This window comes from Pseudomonas sp. NPDC087358 (assembly GCF_044900785.1).
Taxonomy (GTDB): domain Bacteria; phylum Pseudomonadota; class Gammaproteobacteria; order Pseudomonadales; family Pseudomonadaceae; genus Aquipseudomonas.
The window spans coordinates 781,971-799,738 of sequence record NZ_JBJDOA010000001.1; the positions used below are offsets into that span (position 1 = coordinate 781,971).

A 17,768-nucleotide genomic window follows, 5' to 3' on the forward strand; every position below is an offset into this window, starting at 1 on the left:
GTCATCCACTGATCAGCAGGTGCAGGCCCAGCAGCGCCATACCGATAAAGAACACCCGCTTGAACACCACGGCGCTGATGCGCTGACGCAGCCACTGGCCGAGCATCATGCCCAGCAGCGCCGGAATCACCGCCAACACTGAAGCGCTCATTTGCGCACCGCCCAGGGCGTCATTCCAGAAAAGCCCGGCGCCCAGCGCCAGGGTGGACACGGTGAACGACAACCCCAGCGCCTGCACCAGCTGATTGCGGTCCAGGCCAAGGCCCTGGATATACGGCACCGCCGGAATCACGAACACGCCCGTCGCCGAGGTCACCAGTCCGGTCATCAAGCCACACAGCGGACCCAGCCAGGGTTCTGCCGCAGGGGGCACCTTGAGGGTCGGTAGGAACAGCCCACACAGCGCATAGACAAACAGCGCGCCACCCAATGCCCGTCCCATGCTGTGCGCGCCGCCCATACCCAATCCATAAGAACCCAGACCGGTGCCGACGATGATCATGCCGAGCAGCGGCCAGAGGCGTTTGAGCGAACTGCGCAGATGGCCGCCCGCCGCCAGTTGCCAGAGGTTGGTAATGGTCGAAGGGATCAACAACAGCGCAGCAGCCTGAGTGGGTAACATAGCCACACCGAGCAAGCCCATGGCGACGGTGGGTAACCCCATGCCGATCACGCCCTTGACCGTGCCTGCCAGCACAAAGGCCGCGAGCACAAGCAGCGACAGGTTCCAGCCCATGGTTTGATACAGCGAAAGGAAGGTATTCATGGGCCTATCCTGGGCCTGCTGAGTGCATTTGCAAATCTGCGATATATTGAGCCAGCCTTCGCTCAGGACAGAGCCTGAACGGCAGGTATCCGCAGGGGAGAGCTTGCTCGCGACGCCATTTTTTCAGCCCCGATGATGACGACTGAGACAACGCATTCGCGAGCAAGCTCACGCCTACAGGGGTTCAATGCCCAGCCGCAATCCCCGGCGGCGTCCGGAAAGAGCAGGCCCAATGCACTTCGACCTGATCGACCTGAAGCTTTTCCTCAACGTGACCGAAGCCGGCAATATCACCGCAGGCGCCGCGCATAGTCACCTGTCCCTGGCGTCGGCCAGCGCCCGTATTCGCGGGCTGGAATCTTCACTGGGCATCGCCCTGCTCGAACGCGGCCGACGCGGGGTCACCCCCACTGCGGCGGGCAAGGCGCTGAGCCAACATGCGCGACTGATCCTGCAGCAGGTCGAGCGCCTGCAGGTCGACCTCACCGATTACGCCCAAGGCTTCAAAGGGCAGATTCGCCTGTTATGCAACACCTCGGCGCTCAGTGAACACCTGCCAGAACGGCTGGCCGAGTTTCTCGCCAGCCATCCCAACATCGACATCAATCTGGAAGAACATCCCAGCCTGCGCATCCTTCATGCCGTGCGGCATGGCACAGCCGACATCGGCATCATCTCCAACGCCGTCGACGCCAGCGACCTGCAAACCCTGGCGTTTTGTGCCGATCCCCTGACCCTGATCATGCCCGCCGATCATCCCTTGGCCGGGTTGCCGCGCACTGAGTTGGCGAGCCTGCGCTTCAGCCAGACCCTGCAATACGAGTTCGTCGGCCTTGGCGCCAACAGCGCCATGGCCATCTATCTGGAAGAACAGGCGCTGCATCTGGGTCGCAGGTTGAAAACCCGCGTGCGTGCCGAAAGCTTCGATGGGGTCATGCGCATGGTGCTGCGCGGCGCAGGGCTGGGTGTCGTGCCGCAGGCGGCGGTGGAGCGTTTCCAGCAGGCGGCACAACTCAAAAGTGTGCCGCTCAGCGACCCCTGGGCCGATCGCCAACTGCTGCTGTGCGCGCCGGACTTTGCCGCGCTGCCTCAGTACGCCCAGGCCCTGCTGCGCAGCCTGGGCGCGCAGACTGCGTTTCTGGACACCCCGATGTCGAGCACAGACAACTGACCTGCCCCAGAGGCCCCTAAGGTGGGCGAGCGCAACATTCGCCACCTTCTCTGGAGCAGTCATGAGCAATCCGATCACCGTTCTTCGCGACACCACGCCACTGCCCGTCGTTGACGCCTGCAAATGGGAGCGCATCGGCGGCGACCCGCACACCGTCAACCTCAACGCCTACACCAGCGAAGACGGCAGCAAGATCATGGGCACCTGGATCTGCACCCCCGGCAAATGGCTGGTTGAATACGTGAAGTGGGAATACTGCGACTTCCAGGAAGGCTACTGCATCATCACCCCTGAGGGTCAGGCGCCGATTCACCTCAAAGCCGGCGACAAGTTCATCGTCGAGCCGGGCATGAAAGGCACATGGGAGGTGGTCGAGACCGTGCGCAAGTATTTCGTGTTCGCCTGATGCCCGATTCGGCGCACAACCCTGGGTAGCAGCATGGCGTGCCGACGGTCGCGGTGGTGAAATCGCCACCGCCGGCAAGCCGGACTGCTACAGGTGATCAGCCACCAACTTGCTGAACGCCTCAAGCTCCCCCCTTTCCAGATCCGACACGGCGATGAAGCGCATGTGATCGTGCTGCCAGGCAACGACGTTATAGCCACGCAGCGAAAGGTCCTCACGGGGTTTTTCGCCGCCTGTCGCAGGCACGATGAACAGATTGATCAGGTGCTTCGCCCGGCCGTAGGACAACGCTGCCGCCGGCTGATGCTGCAGATAGTCCAGCCGTCCGCCCAGCAGTGGATAACCCTGTTCAGTCAAGTCATACACCGGTGGGGCAAAATCCAGTTTACCGGTGAACCAGGGCTTGACCGTGTGCCGGTCCGACGACACCACATCGTTCAAATGCCCGGCCATCAATGAGCGCACATGGCTGGACACCGCCTCCTCCATCCACGGCTGCTCGCCGGAAGGTGTGGCGATGTACAGCACTGCCGCCAATGCCAGTGCGGCGCTGGAAAACGCCGGCGCCAGCCAGTTGCGCAGGATCGAGGCCCATGTTTTTTGCCGCTCCGGTGGGGCTGCGAAGATACTGCGCAGCAGCAGATCGGGTGCGGCGTAATAAGGGGCTCGGCGTTTGACGCTGTCGACCAGCAGCCGGGCCTGCTCGTAGGACTGTCGGCAGTCGGCACAGCCGTGCAGATGCGCCGCCATCGCCTGCGCGGCGGCCGGGTCCAGTTCGTTGTCCAGATAACCGTGCAGGGTGGTGCGGCAGGTGGCGCAGTTCAGGTCAGTCATGGGCGTGCAACTTCAGCAGTTCGAGCCTGAGCATCGCGCGCGCCCGGGCCAGCCGCGACATCACGGTGCCCAGCGGAATATCCACCACCCGCGCGATGTCCTTGTAGGACATGTCTTCGAGTTCCTTGAGCACGATCACCTCGCGAAAGGCCGGGGCGAGCGCCTGCAACGCCTGTTGAATGAGCCGGGCATCCTCGGCATGCATGGCCAGAAGCTCCGGGGTTTGTGCGTGACTTAGCGCCAGGTCGTCTTCGGCAATTTCATCTCCCAGCGCCACCCAGCGACCGCCGCCAGCCGCCTTCAGCCAGCCATAGCTTTCGTGGCGCACGATGGTCAGAAACCAGGCTTTGGGATTGCCGTCGACGAAGCGGTGAACGAAGCGAAACGCCCTGAATGCACTGGCCTGCACCACATCCTGCGCGGCGCTCTCGTCGCCCGTGAGCCAGCGCGCGAGGTTGTAGGCGGCATCCATGTGCGGCGCGAACAATTCCTCAAATCGCTTCATGTCGGCTCCGGTCACTGATCCCCCTATAACCGCGATGCGCCGGGTTTTATTCCCGTAAAGCCGCAAATAAAAACTTATTTTTTCATCCGGAATAAAAGCGCATCTCGCCCGGTTGTAAAGGATGTCTGCTCAAACCGTGAGCCGCCACCGAGGCCATCGCCATGAACCGCCATCGCGACACATTCGAAAAGCGCACCGACGGGCCTCTGGACCCGCAACGCAGGACCCTGCTCAAGTGTTCGGCCTGGGCCGGCGCCGGCGTCCTCTGGGCCTTGGCCGGCGGCATTCCGCGCGCCTTCGCGCTCGACAGCAACGGCCAGCCAACGGACCCGGCGGCGCTCAACAGCAGCTTTCAGTTCGTGCAGATCAGTGATTCACACATCGGCTTCAACAAGGAAGCCAACCCCGAGCCGGTCAAGACCTTGCAGGAGGCGATCGACAAGGTGATCGCCTTGCCCCAGCGGCCCTCGCTGATCCTGCACACCGGCGATATCACGCACCTGTCCCGGGCCGCAGAGTTCGACACCGCCGCGCAGCTGCTCAAGGGCCTGCCCGCCACCGTGCATTACGTGCCCGGCGAGCACGACACGCTCGACGAGGGCGGCGGCAAGCTGTACCTGGAGCGTTACGGCAAAGGTAGCAAAGGCAACGGCTGGTACAGCTTCGACGACCACGGCGTGCACTTCGTCGCGCTGGTCAACGTGTTCAATTTCCAGGCCGGGCACGAGGCGACGCTGGGCGCCGATCAGCTGGCCTGGCTGGCCGATGACCTGCGCGCAGTATCCACCAGCACGCCGGTGGTGGTGTTCACCCATATTCCCCTGTGGACGCTCTACCAGCCTTGGGGCTGGGGCACCGAGGACGGCGACCAGGCAATTGCCATGTTGCGCAGATACGGCTCGGTCACGGTTCTCAATGGGCACATTCATCAGGTGATCCAGAAGGTCGAAGGCAACATCACCTTCCACACCGCCCGTGGCACTGCTTATCCACAGCCCGCGCCCGGCGCCGCGCCCGCCCCCGGGCCGCTGACCGTCCCCGCCGATCAGCTGCGCAATTACCTGGGCATCACCGACGTCAAGGCGACCCAGGGTGATCACCCATTGGCGCTGATTGATTCGACGTTGGCATAGCGCCAGCGAACCTGAAACAAAGCCGTCCGTAGCCGTCGACGAATCAACCGTGAGGACATTGGGTCATGAAAAAGCAGCTGCAATTTGCCCTTCTCGGCACCCTGATGGTCGCTCTGCCAACCTTCGCCCAGGACGTGCGCATCGATATCAAAGAGTTCATGTTCGCGCCTGTGGATCTGAACATCCCCCCGGGCACCAACGTCACCTGGGTCAACGATGACCAGATCCCGCACACGGTAATGGAGACCCACAAGGCGTTTCATTCGGCCGCGCTGGACACCAACGACAGCTTCAGCTACCGCTTCGATAACCCCGGTACGTTCGAGTATTTCTGCGCGTTGCACCCGCAGATGATCGGCAAGATCGTGGTCAGCGCTCAGCTTTGATCCAGGTCTGCCAACATTCAGCAGCCGGTCGGCGACGGTCGCATTGGCGGCTGTTTTGATAATCAGGCTCTATCGCCTTCATAGCCGTTGTTGACGCTGAAATTCCGGCAAATGTCTATAAGATGAAGCCCGTCATAATGGTCGGACTGGACATCCGGCCATTGGAAATCCATCCCGGGCCGCATTCCAAGGGCCGACTACGGAGTTCATTGTCATGTCTGAAGTCACGATCTACACCACCACTATCTGCCCGTACTGCGTGGCCGCCAAGAACCTGCTCAAGACCAAGGGTGTGAGTTACACCGAGATCAATGTCCAGACCTCGATGGAGCAACGCAACATCATGATGCAGCGCAGCGGTCGTCGCAGCGTGCCGCAGATTTTCATCGGTGAGCATCACGTCGGTGGCTTCGACGACATGGCGCTGCTCGAGCGCAAGGGTGAGCTCAATGGACTGTTGAACGCCTGAACACCGCGGTCTGCGCAATAACTCTGTGTAGCAGTACGGCTTGTCGGCGGTGGCGTCCTTGAAATCGCTGCCGCCGACAAGCCGTACTGCTACATACAGCGGCGACGTTCAGCAGGACCTGTACGGCAGGTTTCCATTTCTGCCAAGTCCACTTGCCATTTGAAACGTTTCCCCTGCCGGCGGTTTTTCCTAGCATCCCCCGACGTCAACGACGCCTGGTTCGCCAGCCATCAACGTATCTGAGGGGAAATGTTTATGTCTGATGCTACGGAGCGCCTGTGGGGCGCGCGGTTCAAATCCGCTCCGGCCCAGGCCATGGCCGACCTTTCACGCTCGCCCAGCGTGTACTTCCGCATGACGCCCTACGATGTTGCAGGCTGCAAGGCCCATGCTCATGAGCTTGAGCGCGCCGGCCTGCTGGATGCCGACGAGACACAGCGCATCATCGTTGCGCTGCAGTCGATTGATCAGGACTTCGCCGCTGGCAAGGTCCAGCCCATCCCCGCCGACGAGGATGTACACACCTTCATCGAACGTTTGCTCACCGAACGCCTCGGCACGCTCGGCGGCAAGCTGCGCGCCGGTCGCTCGCGCAACGACCAGACGGCCAACGACATGCGCCTGTTTCTGCGTGACCAGATTCGTCTGCTGACCCTGTCGATTCTGCAACTGCAGCACGCACTGGTCGGTCAGGCCGAGCAACACATCAACACCGTCGCGCCGGGCTTCACCCATCTGCAACAAGCCCAGCCGATTGTCTTCGCCCACCACCTGATGGCGCATGCGCAGGCCATTCATCGTGACATCCAGCGGCTGCAAGACTGGGATCGACGCTTCAACCTGTCGCCATTGGGCGCCGCTGCCATGGCAGGTTCGGCCATCGCCCGCGACCTGCAAAGCTCGGCCGCTGAACTGGGCTACGCCGGCCCCTGCGAGAACTCCATCGACGCCGTAGCCAGTCGCGATCACGTCGCCGAATTCCTGTTTTGCGCCAGCATGCTGGGCATCAACATCTCCCGCATGGCCGAAGAGTTCTGCCTGTGGACATCGCGGCAATTTCGCTGGGTCGAACTGGATGATGCCTACGCCACCGGCAGCTCGATCATGCCGCAAAAGAAGAACCCTGATATCGCGGAGCTGGCACGAGGCAAATCGGGTCGCCTGATCGGCTCGCTGACGGCGATCCTGTCGGTACTCAAGGCGCAACCGCTGTCGTATAACCGCGACCTGAGCGAAGACAAACACGCTGTGTTCGATGCAGTCGACACGCTGAATCTGGTGCTGCCAGCGTTCGCTGGTATGGTTCGGACGATGACTGTGCGTACCGAGGAACTGCTGCGTCAGGCGCCACTGGGTTTCACCCTGGCCACAGAAGTTGCCGACTGGCTGGCAGTGCGTGGCGTGCCGTTCAAGGAAGCTCACGAGATCACCGGGCAACTGGTGCAGCTCTGCGAAACGCAGGACATCGGGCTGCAAGAGCTGACCCCGGAAATGCTGGCCCAGACCGATGTCCGGCTGACAGCTGAGGTGCTGCAGAGCCTGACGCTGGATGCAGCGCTTGCAGCGCGCAGCGGTTGGGGCGGGACGTCGCCGGTACGGGTGGCCGAGCAGATCGAGCGGTTCAAGCAGCACTTGCTGGCTCAGGAAAAATGGGCCAAGGATTACAGCGGGCCGAGGGCTCAAGGTTGACCCCAGAGATGTCTGCCTGACACGGCTCTCTGTGGGAGTGAGCTTGCTCGCGAGGGGGCCTGTACATTCGCCGCATTTTCAGCGGCTCAAAGTCAGTCTTCGCGAGCAAGCTCACTCCCACAGGTTTTGTGCATGGTCCGTAAGTAAGTGTCGGACCAAGCACATGCCCCGCTCACTCCTTCTTCCGATAACCCTCGACCACCGCCGAGAAATCCTTGCCGCCATCGCCGCGCAGGCTCATCGCCTGGTACAGCTGCTGCGCCACGGCCCCGAGAATCACCGGTTGATGAGCGACTCTGGCGGCCTCGGTGGCCAGCCCCAGATCCTTGAGCATCAGCTCGGCACCAAACCCACCGCTGTAGCCTCGCGACGCCGGGGCGGTTTCGACGATGCCAGGCCAGGGGTTATACATCTCCGAGCTCCAGCAGCGCCCGGTCGAACTGTTGATGATGTTGGCCAGAATCGCCGTGTCGATTCCCAGCTTGTCGCCCAGTGCCATGGCCTCGGCAACGCCGATCATGGAAATCCCCAGCAGCATGTTGTTGCAGATCTTGGCAATCTGCCCGGTGCCGACGTCGCCGCAGTGGACGATGTTGCGGCCCATCTGCGCCAGGATCGGCTTGAGCACGGTGAAGTGCTCAAGGCTGGCGCCAACCATGAACGTCAGCGTGCCGGCCTGAGCGCCACCGGTACCACCGGACACCGGCGCATCCCCCAGCATGACCCCTTGTTTTTCAGCTGCCGCCGCCACGTCGCGAATGGTCTGCGGATCGATGGTGCTGCAATCGACCGCTGGTACACCCGGGGCAATACCCGCCAAGACGCCGTCGTCATTCAGGTACACCGCGCGAACGTGGGCTGCGGCAGGCAACATGGTGATCACCAGTTCTGCGCCCTGCACCGCATGTTTGGGTGATTCGCTGATGCGACTGCCCAGCTCGGCGAGTTCGGCCAGCACCTGAGTGTTGAGGTCGAACAGGTGCAACTGGTGCCCGGCCCGAATCAGATTGCGTGCCATCGGCGCGCCCATGTTGCCCAGACCGATGAATGCGATTTTCATTGTTGTTCTCCCTGTTCAGATTCAGTGGTGCAACCGACACCGATCACCTGTAGGAGTGAGCGTGCTCGCGATCGATTGTGTCAGTCACCGGTGTGATGACAGGGCTATCGCAATCGCGAGCACGCTCACTCCTACAGGTTTACGTCGTTGCGGCATCGATCAACGCAGATTGATCGTTGTGTTCACGCCGTCATTCACGCTGTCGTCGTCGAACCAGCGGCTGGTGACGGTCTTGGTCTGAGTGTAGAACTGCACCACCTGTTTGCCGTATGGACCCAGGTCGCCCAGCTTGGAGCCGCGCGAACCGGTGAAACTGAAAAACGGGACCGGCACCGGAATCGGAATGTTGATGCCGACCTGACCGATGTCGATTTCATTCTGAAACTTGCGCGCCGCCGCACCACTCTGGGTAAACAGGCCCACGCCGTTGCCGAACGGGTTAGCATTGACCAGTTCGATGGCCTGGTCCAGCGTGTCGACTTCCAGCACCACCAGCACCGGGCCGAAGATTTCCTGAGTGTAGATCTGCATCTGCGTGGTCACGCCGGTGAACAGGGTCGGACCGACGAAGTTGCCGTCTTCATAACCTGCGACCGTGATCCCGCGCCCGTCCAGCTCAAGAGTGGCGCCTTCCTTCACGCCGCTTTCGATGAGGTCGAGAATCCGCTGTTTAGCGCGCCGTGAGATGACCGGCCCGACGTCGGTACCCGGTTCGTTGCCGGCATTGACCGTAAGCTTTTGCGCCAGCGCCTTCAGATCGGGTATCCACTGCTTCGACGCGCCCACCAGCACCACCACCGAGGTGGCCATGCAACGCTGCCCGGCGGCACCGAAACCGGCGCCGACCAAGGCGTTGAGGGTCTGCTCGCGGTTGGCGTCGGCCAACACGACCGCATGATTTTTAGCGCCCATCATCGACTGCACGCGTTTGCCGTGTTTGCCCGCCAAGTCGTAAACATGGGTGCCAACAGCGGTCGAGCCGACGAAGGACACGGCCTTGATGTCCTTGTGCGTGCAGATGGCGTCCACCACCTGTTTGCCGCCGTGCACCACGTTGAGCACGCCCGCCGGGACGCCCGCTTCCACGGCCAGCTCGACCAGCAGCATGGTCGACATCGGGTCCTGCTCGGAGGGTTTGAGCACGAAGGTGTTGCCGCAGGCGATGGCCATCGGGAACATCCACAGCGGAATCATTGCCGGGAAGTTGAACGGAGTGATGCCGGCGCAGACACCGATCGGCTGGCGCAGGGTGTAGGTGTCGACCCCGCCCGCCACGTTTTCGGCGAACTCGCCCATCTGCAGCGTGCCGATGGAGCAGGCATGCTCGACCACCTCCAGACCGCGGAAAATATCGCCCTCTGCATCGGCGATGGTCTTGCCCTGTTCGGCGCTGAGGACCTCGGCGATGCGTCTGGAATGCTCGCGAATCAATGCCTGCAGCTTGAGCATGATGCGCATGCGTGCACCAATCGGGGTGTAGCGCCAGGTCTTGAAAGCTTCTTGCGCGGCGGCGACGGCGGCGTCGACCTCGTCGGTGGTGGCCATCGGTACCCTGGCCAGCACTTGCTGGGTCGCCGGGTTGACCACGTCCAGCCATTCGCGGGTCTGCGATTGCACCCATTGGCCGTTGATCAGCAGTTTTACGCTGGCCACTGTGGTGTCGTTCTGATTCAGTGAAACGTTCATCTCGATGTTCTCCATTCGAAGCGGCGCCATTTGGGCAGCACCGATGATGCTCTTGTGTAGTTGTCCGGCTGGCTGGCGATGGCGGGCCGAAAGATCGCCACCGCTGCCACGCCAGGCTGCTAGGGGGCTTTGTAACGTGGCGGGTCGCGCTTCATCAGCGCCGTGCAGACCAGCGCCACCAGTGCCAGGCCGATCAAATACACGATCACGTAATGCGGATTGCCGCCGCCCATGGCCAGCAGCTGCGTGGCGATCATCGGTGCGAAGCCGCCACCCAGGACACCGGCCAGCTGCACTGATACCGAGATGCCGCTGTAGCGAATCTCGGCGGGAAACTGCCGGGCAAACAGCAGCGATTCCGGCGCGTAGAGAATCGGGAACACCACGCCCACCGCCAGCACCATCGCCCACCAGACCAGTTGCGGTTCACGGCTGCCGAGCATGGCGAAGAAGGGATAAACGAAGGCGCAGAGCAGCAACAGACCGGCGAAGTACAGGCGCTTCTGACCCACCTTGTCGGACAGATGCCCACACAACGGCATGGTGATCAGCGACAGCGCGGCGCCAGCGGTAATGGCGCTCAAAATATCGGCACGAGGGATCTGCAACTGGTTGGCCGCATAGGCCAGCGCAAAGGTCACCGACATGTAGAACCAGGCGTTCTCGGCCGTGCGGGCGCCGATGATGGTCAGGGTTTCTCGCGGGTGTTCGCGGAACACTTTGAACAGCGGAACCTTGACCGCGATGTTGTCCCGTTTCAGCTTCTCGAAGTCAGGCGATTCGGGCACCTTGAGGCGGATCAGCCACCCCACGCCGAGCAGCACGACGCTTGCCAGAAACGGCAGGCGCCAGCCCCAGCTGAGCATGTCGGCTTCCGGCAGTTTCGACACCAGCCCCATCGCCAGCGATGCCAGCACCAGACCTGCGCCGACACCGGTTTGCGGTAGGCTGCCGTAGAACCCTTTGCGCCCTTCGGGTGCATGCTCGACGGCCATCAACACCGCGCCGCCCCATTCACCACCGACGGCCATGCCTTGCAGAAAACGCATGGCGACCAGCAGCACGGCCGCCCAGTAGCCGATCTGCTCATAAGTCGGAATCAGACCGATGATGATGGTCGGAATCCCCATCAGCATCAGGGTGAACAACAGCATCGACTTGCGTCCGATTTTGTCGCCGAAGTGACCAAACAGGATTCCGCCCAGCGGCCGTCCGAGAAACCCCACCGCGTAGGTGGCGAACGCCGCCAGCACGCCAATGATCGGGTCCAGCGCAGGAAAGAAGATTTTGTTGAAGATCAGCGCGGCAGCGGTGCCGTAGAGAAAAAAGTCGTACCACTCGATGGTCGTGCCGGCCATGCTCGCCGCGCCGGCAAGCCGGTAGGATCTGGCCTTCTTTGGTGTCGTGCTGGCGTCTGCGATACCGGGATCAGGCACCCCGGGATTCGCCGTTATAGCGTTCTTCATAAACTCCTCCGCTTATTATTTTTGTGCAGGGTGTTATGGCATGTAGGTGGTGCGGTTTTCGGGTATCTCAGCTGGCACTTTCCCTGTAGGAGTGAGCTTGCTCGCGATGGCGGTCGCTACACTCATCGGCAACTGACAGACCCCTATCGCGAGCAAGCTCGCTTCTACACAGGTGATAACACGGAACCGTAATACGTTGGTTTGCCCCGTGCTTCGGAGTATAGATGTGCAAACTTCTAATAAGAACGCACATAAAAGCAGGTTCAACATGCAAAAAAACATCACCTCCCTGAGCGCATTGAACTGGGATGACCTGAAGTTTTTTCTCGAAGTGGCGCGTACCCGCAAGGCCAGCACGGCGGCCAAGCGGCTGGCGGTGGATTACACCACCGTGTCGCGGCGGATCAACTCGCTGGAGGCATCGCTTGGCACGTTGCTGTTCGAAAAGTCTCGCAACAACGGCTTTATCCTGACTGCCGAGGGCCAGCGGTTACTGGGCTCGGCCGAGTCCATCGAAAGCACCCTGCACATTGCCTGCGAACAGGTCTCAGGCTCCGGGGTTGCACTGTCGGGGCACGTGCGCATGGGCTGCACCGAAGGCTTTGGCAGCTTCTTCATTACCCCGCAGTTGAGCCACTTCACCGACGTTTATCCGGCGATCTCGGTGGATATCCTGCCGCTGCCACACTTCATCAGCCTGTCCAAGCGCGAGGCCGATATCGTCATTGCCCTGGAGCGGCCCGAACACGGTCCGTACGTCTGCTGCAAGCTGTGCGATTACAACCTGCGGCTGTATGCGACCCAGGCGTACCTGGAGAGTCACCCGCCGATCAAGCGGGTGGAGGATCTGGCCGAGCATCGCTTCGTCAGCTACGTCGACGACCTGGCATTCAGTTCGCAGCTGCTGTATCTGAGCAATCTGCTGCCCGGCGCCCATGCCAATCTGCGCAGCACCAGCGTCATTGCCCAGTACGTCGCAGCCCTGCAGGGCCGGGCGCTGGCGATCCTCCCGTGTTTTCTGGCGGCGCAGGACTCAAGATTGCTGCCGGTACTCGAAGCGCAGATCAACATCACCCGGCAATTCTGGATGTACTGCCGCGAAGACTTGCGCAAGCTCAAGCGCATTACCTTGTTGTGGGATTACATCCGCACCACCACCGAGGCCAACCAGGCGTTTTTGCTGGGGCAGACCCGTGAGATGGGGTTTGTGGATTGACGCGCCTGCCCCTGCCACACGCTTGGCCACTGTAGGAGCGAGCTTGCTCGCGATGGGTCAAGCCCAAGGCCAACACCCTGGGACACACACCCTGCAATCGCGAGCGAGCTCACCCCCACACACAGGGTGATTTGCAAGATTCGTGTCTACATCGCACCTCGCCACCATAGTTTAGAAATCTCTGAACTATGCATTTGAGCTTTCCTATTCTTTCCGTTCATCGGCCGAACCTAAGATCGGCCCCAATAAAGGAGCCCGTCCACTAGAGACACGGCCCGAAGATTGCCTTTTTCAGATGTGACTGCCGTTGTACCCCCGTTCGGCCCGCGCCGTGGCGGAGCTATGCCCAAGGTCACCCTGTCAGTCGCCAGACGCAATCTTTGAGGACGTTCGATGAAACTGGAAATCTTCCGCACGATGTGGGGCTACACCGCCCCCAGGGCTCAGGCACTCGATGAGTTGCTGCAAGCCGGTTTCGACGGCATGGAAGCGCGCCTGCCGCTCACGCCCGTCGAGCGTGCTGAATTGGGCGCCTTCCTGCGCGCCAACCACCTGCCTTACATCGCAACTGTCTTCACGGCATATGACGTGCTGCCTGAACAATCGGCGACGACTGCCGAGCACCTGATCGATCTGGAAAACAAACTCGCCTGGTCCACCGAACTGAACCCGCGCTTCGTCAACGTGCTTGCAGGCAATGACCGCTGGCAACTGCCGCAGCAGGTGGAGTTCTTCGGCCAGGCGCTGGAGCTGGCGCGCAAGCATGGGCAGATGGTCACCTTCGAAACCCACCGCGCCCGTTCGCTGTTCAATCCATGGGTGACCCTGGAGCTGATTCGTCAGCTGCCGGATCTGCGTTTCACCAGCGACATCAGCCACTGGATCGTCACCTGTGAGCGCCTGCTCAACGATCCCGAGGACGACCTCAGCGCGTTCGTCGAGCGCGTCCATCACATTCAGGCCCGTGTCGGTTATGACCAGGGCCCGCAAGTCCCGCACCCCGCCGCGCCTGAGCGTGCCAGTGAGCTGGCCTTCCATCAGCAGCATTGGGAGGCCGTCTGGACGTCCCAGCAGGCGCGTGGTTATCAGGTCAGCACCCTGACCCCCGAATTCGGCGCCGACGGTTACCTGCATCACCTACCCTTCACCAATGTGCCGGTGGCCGATCTGTGGTCGCTGAACGTGTGGATGGGCAAGACCGAACGTGAACACTTCCAGCGCTTCACCCATAAAACAAGTCGATAAGGAGCGTTTCGCCATGCCTGATCAGTCTCAAGCGGCGGCCCCGAAGGTCGCCAATTTCAACAGCATTCCGGTGGTCGACATCGCCGGTCTGTTCAGCGCCGACATCCTCCAGCGTCAGGCGGTAGCCGACGAGCTGGGCAAGGCGGCGCGGGAAGTCGGCTTCCTGTACGTCAAAAACCACGGCATCGAACAAGGACTGATCGACGGCTTGCGTCAGGCCGCCAAGGATCTGTTTGCTCAGTCTCTGGACTACAAGATGCAGCACTACATCGGCACTTCGCGCAGCCACAAGGGCTTCGTGCCGGAAGGCGAAGAGGTGTACGCCAAGGGCAAGCCAGATCACAAGGAAGCGTTCGATATCGGTTTTGAAGTCGGCGATGAAGACCCGCTGGTCATCGCCAAGACGCCGCTGATCGGCGCCAACGAATGGCCGGACCTGCCAGGTTTCCGCCCCGCCGTGGAAGCCTATTACGCCGCCGTGTTTGCCTTGGGCCGTCGGCTGTTCGACGGGTTCGCACTGGCATTGGGCCTGGAAGAGGGCTATTTCGAGGCGATGGTCACGCGCCCGCCCTCCAAACTTCGCTTGATCCATTATCCGTTCGACGACGCGGCACAGGACGCGCCCGGTATTGGTGCGCATACCGATTACGAGTGCTTCACCATGCTGCTGGCGGACAAACCCGGCCTTGAGGTGATGAACGATCTGGGCCAGTGGATTGACGCGCCGCCCGTGGACGGGGCTTTTGTGGTCAACATTGGCGACATGCTGGAAGTCATGACCGCTGGTACGTTCGTTGCTACGGCTCATCGGGTACGCACCGTCAGCGAGGAGCGTTACTCGTTTCCGCTGTTTTTCGCCTGTGACTTCCATACCCAGATCAAGCCGCTTCCCCAATTCGATATGGGAAGCAAGGAATACGAAGAAATCACCATTGGCGAACACATGTTCGGCCAGGCCCTGCAGACCTATCAGTACTTGCGGCGCAAGGTCGAGAACGGCGAGCTCAAGCTGTACGAAAAAGCCCGCAAGCCATCGAGCTTTGGCCATTTGAAGAATCAGGCACAGGACGCGTCCTGATGCGACGCGACCCCACAAGCCCCATGAATCCAGAACACACCGTGCCTTACTTACCTTCCGTGGAGTCACCGACGATGCGCAACACTTTGAACACTGCTGTTCGCTTGACCGTTCTTGCCACCGCCGTGCTCGGCGGCTCTCTGTTGCAGGCGACCCTGGCTCAGGCCGACACCACCGTGACACCCGGGCAGTTCAAGGTCGGCATGGAGATCACTTATCCACCGTTCGAATCCTATGACGAGAAGAAAAACGTCGTCGGTTCCGACCCGGACCTGTCGCGCCTGCTGGCCAAGCACATGGACCTGAAGGCGGACTTCGTCGACACCAAGTTCTCCAGCCTGATCCTGAGCCTCAATGCCGGTCACTACGACGCTATCATCTCGGGCATGTACATCACCCCTGAACGTCAGACCCAGGCCCAGACCATCGCCTACGCCAAGACTGGCGCGGCGATCATGGTTCTCAAAGACAGCACCATCAAACCCAAGGTGCCGGAAGACCTCTGCGGCCTGAAAGTCGGCCTGGAAAAAGGCACGACCTGGGTCGCTCAGTTCAACAAGTTGTCAGCCGATTACTGCGTGCCCAACAACAAGGGCGCCATTGCCGTCAGCGAGTTCCCGTCTGCGCCGGAAGTGACTCAGGCGCTGCTGTCCGGCAACGTTCAGGCCCAGGTTGAAATCGACGGCGCCGCCGGCATGATCGCCGAACGCACCAAAGGCCGTGTGGTGGTCAGTACCGAGCATTCGATCTACCAGCAGACGCTGGGCATCTATGTGAAAAAGGGCAACGACGAGCTGTATCAGGCCTTGCTCAAGGCGTTCGACGAAACCAAGAAGTCCGGCGAGTACGCAGCGTTGCTGAAGAAGTACAACCTGGAAGAGCCAACTAACTGATTCAGTGACAGCCCTGTAGTAGCTCGGCCGGGCGGCGCTCCGTTTGCCGGACTGCTACAGGTCGATTGATGCTTTACCCCTGTAGGAGTGACCGGGGTGGCGTTCCTACAGGTAATTTGTTTGACAGGGGATTACCCCAGGGTTTCCCCGCTGAGGTGTGTATGCAATTCGAATGGTCTTACTTTTTTTCTCTGTTCTCGGTCTCGGACTTTTGGGAGTCGTGCATCACGGTCATCGAGCTCAGCGCGCTGGGCTGGTTCATCGGCATGCTGCTGGGCTTCCTGCTGGCCTCGGCCAAGCTCTCGACCGCGCGCTGGATCAGCGTTCCGGCGTCGATTTATATCTGGTTCTTTCGCAGTGTGCCGCTGCTGGTGCTGGTGGTGTTCACCTATAACCTGCCGCAGATGTTTCCGATCACTCGCGAGGTGCTGTCCAACCCCTTCTACTCCGGCCTGCTGGCACTGGTTGTCACCGAAGCGGCCTACATGGCTGAAATCCATCGCGGCGGTCTGATCTCGGTCGCCAAGGGGCAAAAGGAAGCCGGTCGTGCGCTGGGCGTAGGACTGATCGGCATGCAGCGTCTGATCGTCATTCCGCAGGCGTTTCGTATCTCGCTGCCGACCCTGATCAACGAATACATCACGGTGGTGAAACTGACCTCGCTGGTGTCGGTCATTTCCCTGACCGAACTGCTCACGGTCGGTCAGCGCCTGTATGCGCAAAACTTTCTGGTCATGGAAACCCTGTCGGCGGTAGCGGTGTACTACGTGATGATCGTCACCGTGTTCGGCTGGCTGTTTCATTGGCTCGAGCAGCATCTGGAGCTGAACAACCGCAAGCCGCAGACCCTCGATGACAGCGCTTTGAGCAAGCTGCGTTCAAGCCTGGTGGTGCAGCCCTCGGCAGCCCAGCGCGCCGCTTGCGGCCCGGGTGCGGCGCCAGCGTTGCAGCTGATCAACATTCACAAGCGTTACGGTCATCATGAGGTGCTCAAGGGCATCAGCCTGGACGTCAATACCGGTCAGGTGATTTCCATCATCGGTCCGTCGGGCTCGGGCAAGACCTCGCTGATTCGGACCGTGAACAGCCTGGAAACCATCGACAAGGGCGAAATCATTCTCTTCGGCGAAGGCTTCATTCACGCCGGCGACAGCCCCAATGCGCCGCAGATCCGCCGGGGCGTGCAGCGCATCGGCATGGTGTTCCAGAACTTCAACCTGTTTCCTCACCGCACCATCCTCGACAACGTGACCCTGGCGCCGCGTTACCACGGCCGCGACAAGGCCATCAGCGAACAACGGGCCTACGCCCTGCTCGATAAAGTCGGGCTGCTGGCCCATGCGCAGAAGTACCCGCATCAACTGTCCGGCGGTCAGCAGCAACGGGTGGCGATCGCCCGCGCGCTGGCCATGGACCCGCAAATCATGCTGTTCGATGAGCCAACGTCCGCGCTGGATCCGGAGCTGGTAGGCGACGTGCTGAAGGTGATTGGTGATCTGGCCAGGGAAGGCATGACCATGCTCATCGTCACCCATGAGATGGATTTCGCGCTGTCGATTTCCGACCGAGTGATCTTCATGGAGAACGGCGTGGTGCAGGTCGATGCGTCGCCACAGGCCATCCTGGCCGATCAGTGCGGCGAGCGAGTTCGCAAGTTCATGGGGCTGGACAGCACAGTCACTCAGGAGCCGGTTCGCAAGGAAGCCTGAGTGGCTGTGCCGGCGTAGCAGACGATCAGGTCCGTGTAGCAGTCCGGCTGGCCGGC

17 protein-coding genes are annotated in these 17,768 nt (G+C 61.1%); 11 read left to right on the forward strand and 6 right to left on the reverse strand.

From position 1 onward, the window contains the following. Position 1: 1 nt before the first annotated feature. On the reverse strand, positions 2-766 hold the full coding sequence (locus ACI2KS_RS03455) for a sulfite exporter TauE/SafE family protein (protein WP_404617180.1): 765 nt from the start codon (positions 764-766) through the stop codon (positions 2-4). A 232-nt stretch (positions 767-998) separates the two neighbouring features. Between ACI2KS_RS03455 and ACI2KS_RS03460 the strand changes: the two genes are divergently transcribed. Further along, positions 999-1,937 (forward strand): LysR substrate-binding domain-containing protein, encoded by a 939-nt coding sequence (locus ACI2KS_RS03460; protein ID WP_404617182.1) that lies wholly within the window; start codon positions 999-1,001, stop codon positions 1,935-1,937. Positions 1,938-1,998: 61 nt separating this feature from the next. Further along, a complete protein-coding gene (locus ACI2KS_RS03465; RefSeq protein WP_404617184.1) occupies positions 1,999-2,343 on the forward strand; it encodes a cupin domain-containing protein in 345 nt (114 codons plus the stop codon). A gap of 87 nt (positions 2,344-2,430) precedes the next feature. Here ACI2KS_RS03465 and ACI2KS_RS03470 read toward each other — a convergent pair whose 3' ends face one another. Next, positions 2,431-3,177, reverse strand: coding sequence for an anti-sigma factor family protein (locus ACI2KS_RS03470; protein WP_404617186.1), 747 nt, complete (start codon positions 3,175-3,177; stop codon positions 2,431-2,433). Further along, complete coding sequence (locus ACI2KS_RS03475; protein WP_404617275.1) at positions 3,170-3,682, reverse strand: sigma-70 family RNA polymerase sigma factor; 513 nt, start codon at positions 3,680-3,682, stop codon at positions 3,170-3,172. Before ACI2KS_RS03475 ends, ACI2KS_RS03470 begins: the two co-directional genes overlap by 8 nt. A gap of 161 nt (positions 3,683-3,843) precedes the next feature. Between ACI2KS_RS03475 and ACI2KS_RS03480 the strand changes: the two genes are divergently transcribed. The 4 genes from ACI2KS_RS03480 (at position 3,844) to argH (ending at position 7,359) form a co-directional block, all read left to right on the forward strand. Beyond that, positions 3,844-4,815, forward strand: a complete 972-nt coding sequence (locus tag ACI2KS_RS03480) for a metallophosphoesterase family protein (protein WP_404617188.1) — start codon at positions 3,844-3,846, stop codon at positions 4,813-4,815. A 65-nt stretch (positions 4,816-4,880) separates the two neighbouring features. Beyond that, a complete protein-coding gene (locus ACI2KS_RS03485) occupies positions 4,881-5,201 on the forward strand; it encodes a cupredoxin family copper-binding protein (RefSeq protein WP_404617190.1) in 321 nt (106 codons plus the stop codon). A 214-nt stretch (positions 5,202-5,415) separates the two neighbouring features. After that, positions 5,416-5,670: a glutaredoxin 3 gene (gene grxC, locus ACI2KS_RS03490; protein WP_404617192.1), complete on the forward strand. Its 255-nt coding sequence runs from the start codon at positions 5,416-5,418 to the stop codon at positions 5,668-5,670. A gap of 255 nt (positions 5,671-5,925) precedes the next feature. After that, positions 5,926-7,359 (forward strand): argininosuccinate lyase, encoded by a 1,434-nt coding sequence (gene argH / locus ACI2KS_RS03495; RefSeq protein ID WP_404617194.1) that lies wholly within the window; start codon positions 5,926-5,928, stop codon positions 7,357-7,359. Positions 7,360-7,531: 172 nt separating this feature from the next. On the opposite strand, the gene mmsB is transcribed toward argH, so the two are convergent. The 3 genes from mmsB to ACI2KS_RS03510 all read right to left on the reverse strand — a co-directional run bounded on the left by mmsB (position 7,532) and on the right by ACI2KS_RS03510 (position 11,571). Further along, a complete protein-coding gene (mmsB, locus tag ACI2KS_RS03500; RefSeq protein ID WP_404617196.1) occupies positions 7,532-8,419 on the reverse strand; it encodes a 3-hydroxyisobutyrate dehydrogenase in 888 nt (295 codons plus the stop codon). 159 nt (positions 8,420-8,578) lie between these two features. Beyond that, positions 8,579-10,105, reverse strand: coding sequence for a CoA-acylating methylmalonate-semialdehyde dehydrogenase (locus ACI2KS_RS03505; protein ID WP_404617198.1), 1,527 nt, complete (start codon positions 10,103-10,105; stop codon positions 8,579-8,581). A 119-nt stretch (positions 10,106-10,224) separates the two neighbouring features. Next, complete coding sequence (locus ACI2KS_RS03510; protein ID WP_404617200.1) at positions 10,225-11,571, reverse strand: MFS transporter; 1,347 nt, start codon at positions 11,569-11,571, stop codon at positions 10,225-10,227. A 268-nt stretch (positions 11,572-11,839) separates the two neighbouring features. Here ACI2KS_RS03510 and ACI2KS_RS03515 point away from each other — a divergent pair, with 268 nt between their 5' ends. From ACI2KS_RS03515 to ACI2KS_RS03535, 5 genes are all read left to right on the forward strand, one after another. Further along, a complete protein-coding gene (locus tag ACI2KS_RS03515) occupies positions 11,840-12,787 on the forward strand; it encodes a LysR family transcriptional regulator (protein ID WP_404617202.1) in 948 nt (315 codons plus the stop codon). A gap of 393 nt (positions 12,788-13,180) precedes the next feature. Further along, a complete protein-coding gene (locus ACI2KS_RS03520; RefSeq protein ID WP_404617204.1) occupies positions 13,181-14,032 on the forward strand; it encodes a sugar phosphate isomerase/epimerase family protein in 852 nt (283 codons plus the stop codon). Between the two features lie 13 nt (positions 14,033-14,045). Continuing rightward, a complete protein-coding gene (locus ACI2KS_RS03525; protein WP_404617206.1) occupies positions 14,046-15,110 on the forward strand; it encodes an isopenicillin N synthase family dioxygenase in 1,065 nt (354 codons plus the stop codon). A gap of 74 nt (positions 15,111-15,184) precedes the next feature. Next, positions 15,185-16,003 (forward strand): ABC transporter substrate-binding protein, encoded by an 819-nt coding sequence (locus ACI2KS_RS03530; protein ID WP_404617208.1) that lies wholly within the window; start codon positions 15,185-15,187, stop codon positions 16,001-16,003. Between the two features lie 161 nt (positions 16,004-16,164). Then, the gene (locus tag ACI2KS_RS03535) at positions 16,165-17,712 is read left to right on the forward strand and encodes an amino acid ABC transporter permease/ATP-binding protein (RefSeq protein WP_404617210.1); all 1,548 of its coding nucleotides are present in this window, start codon (positions 16,165-16,167) and stop codon (positions 17,710-17,712) included. Positions 17,713-17,768 lie beyond the last annotated feature (56 nt).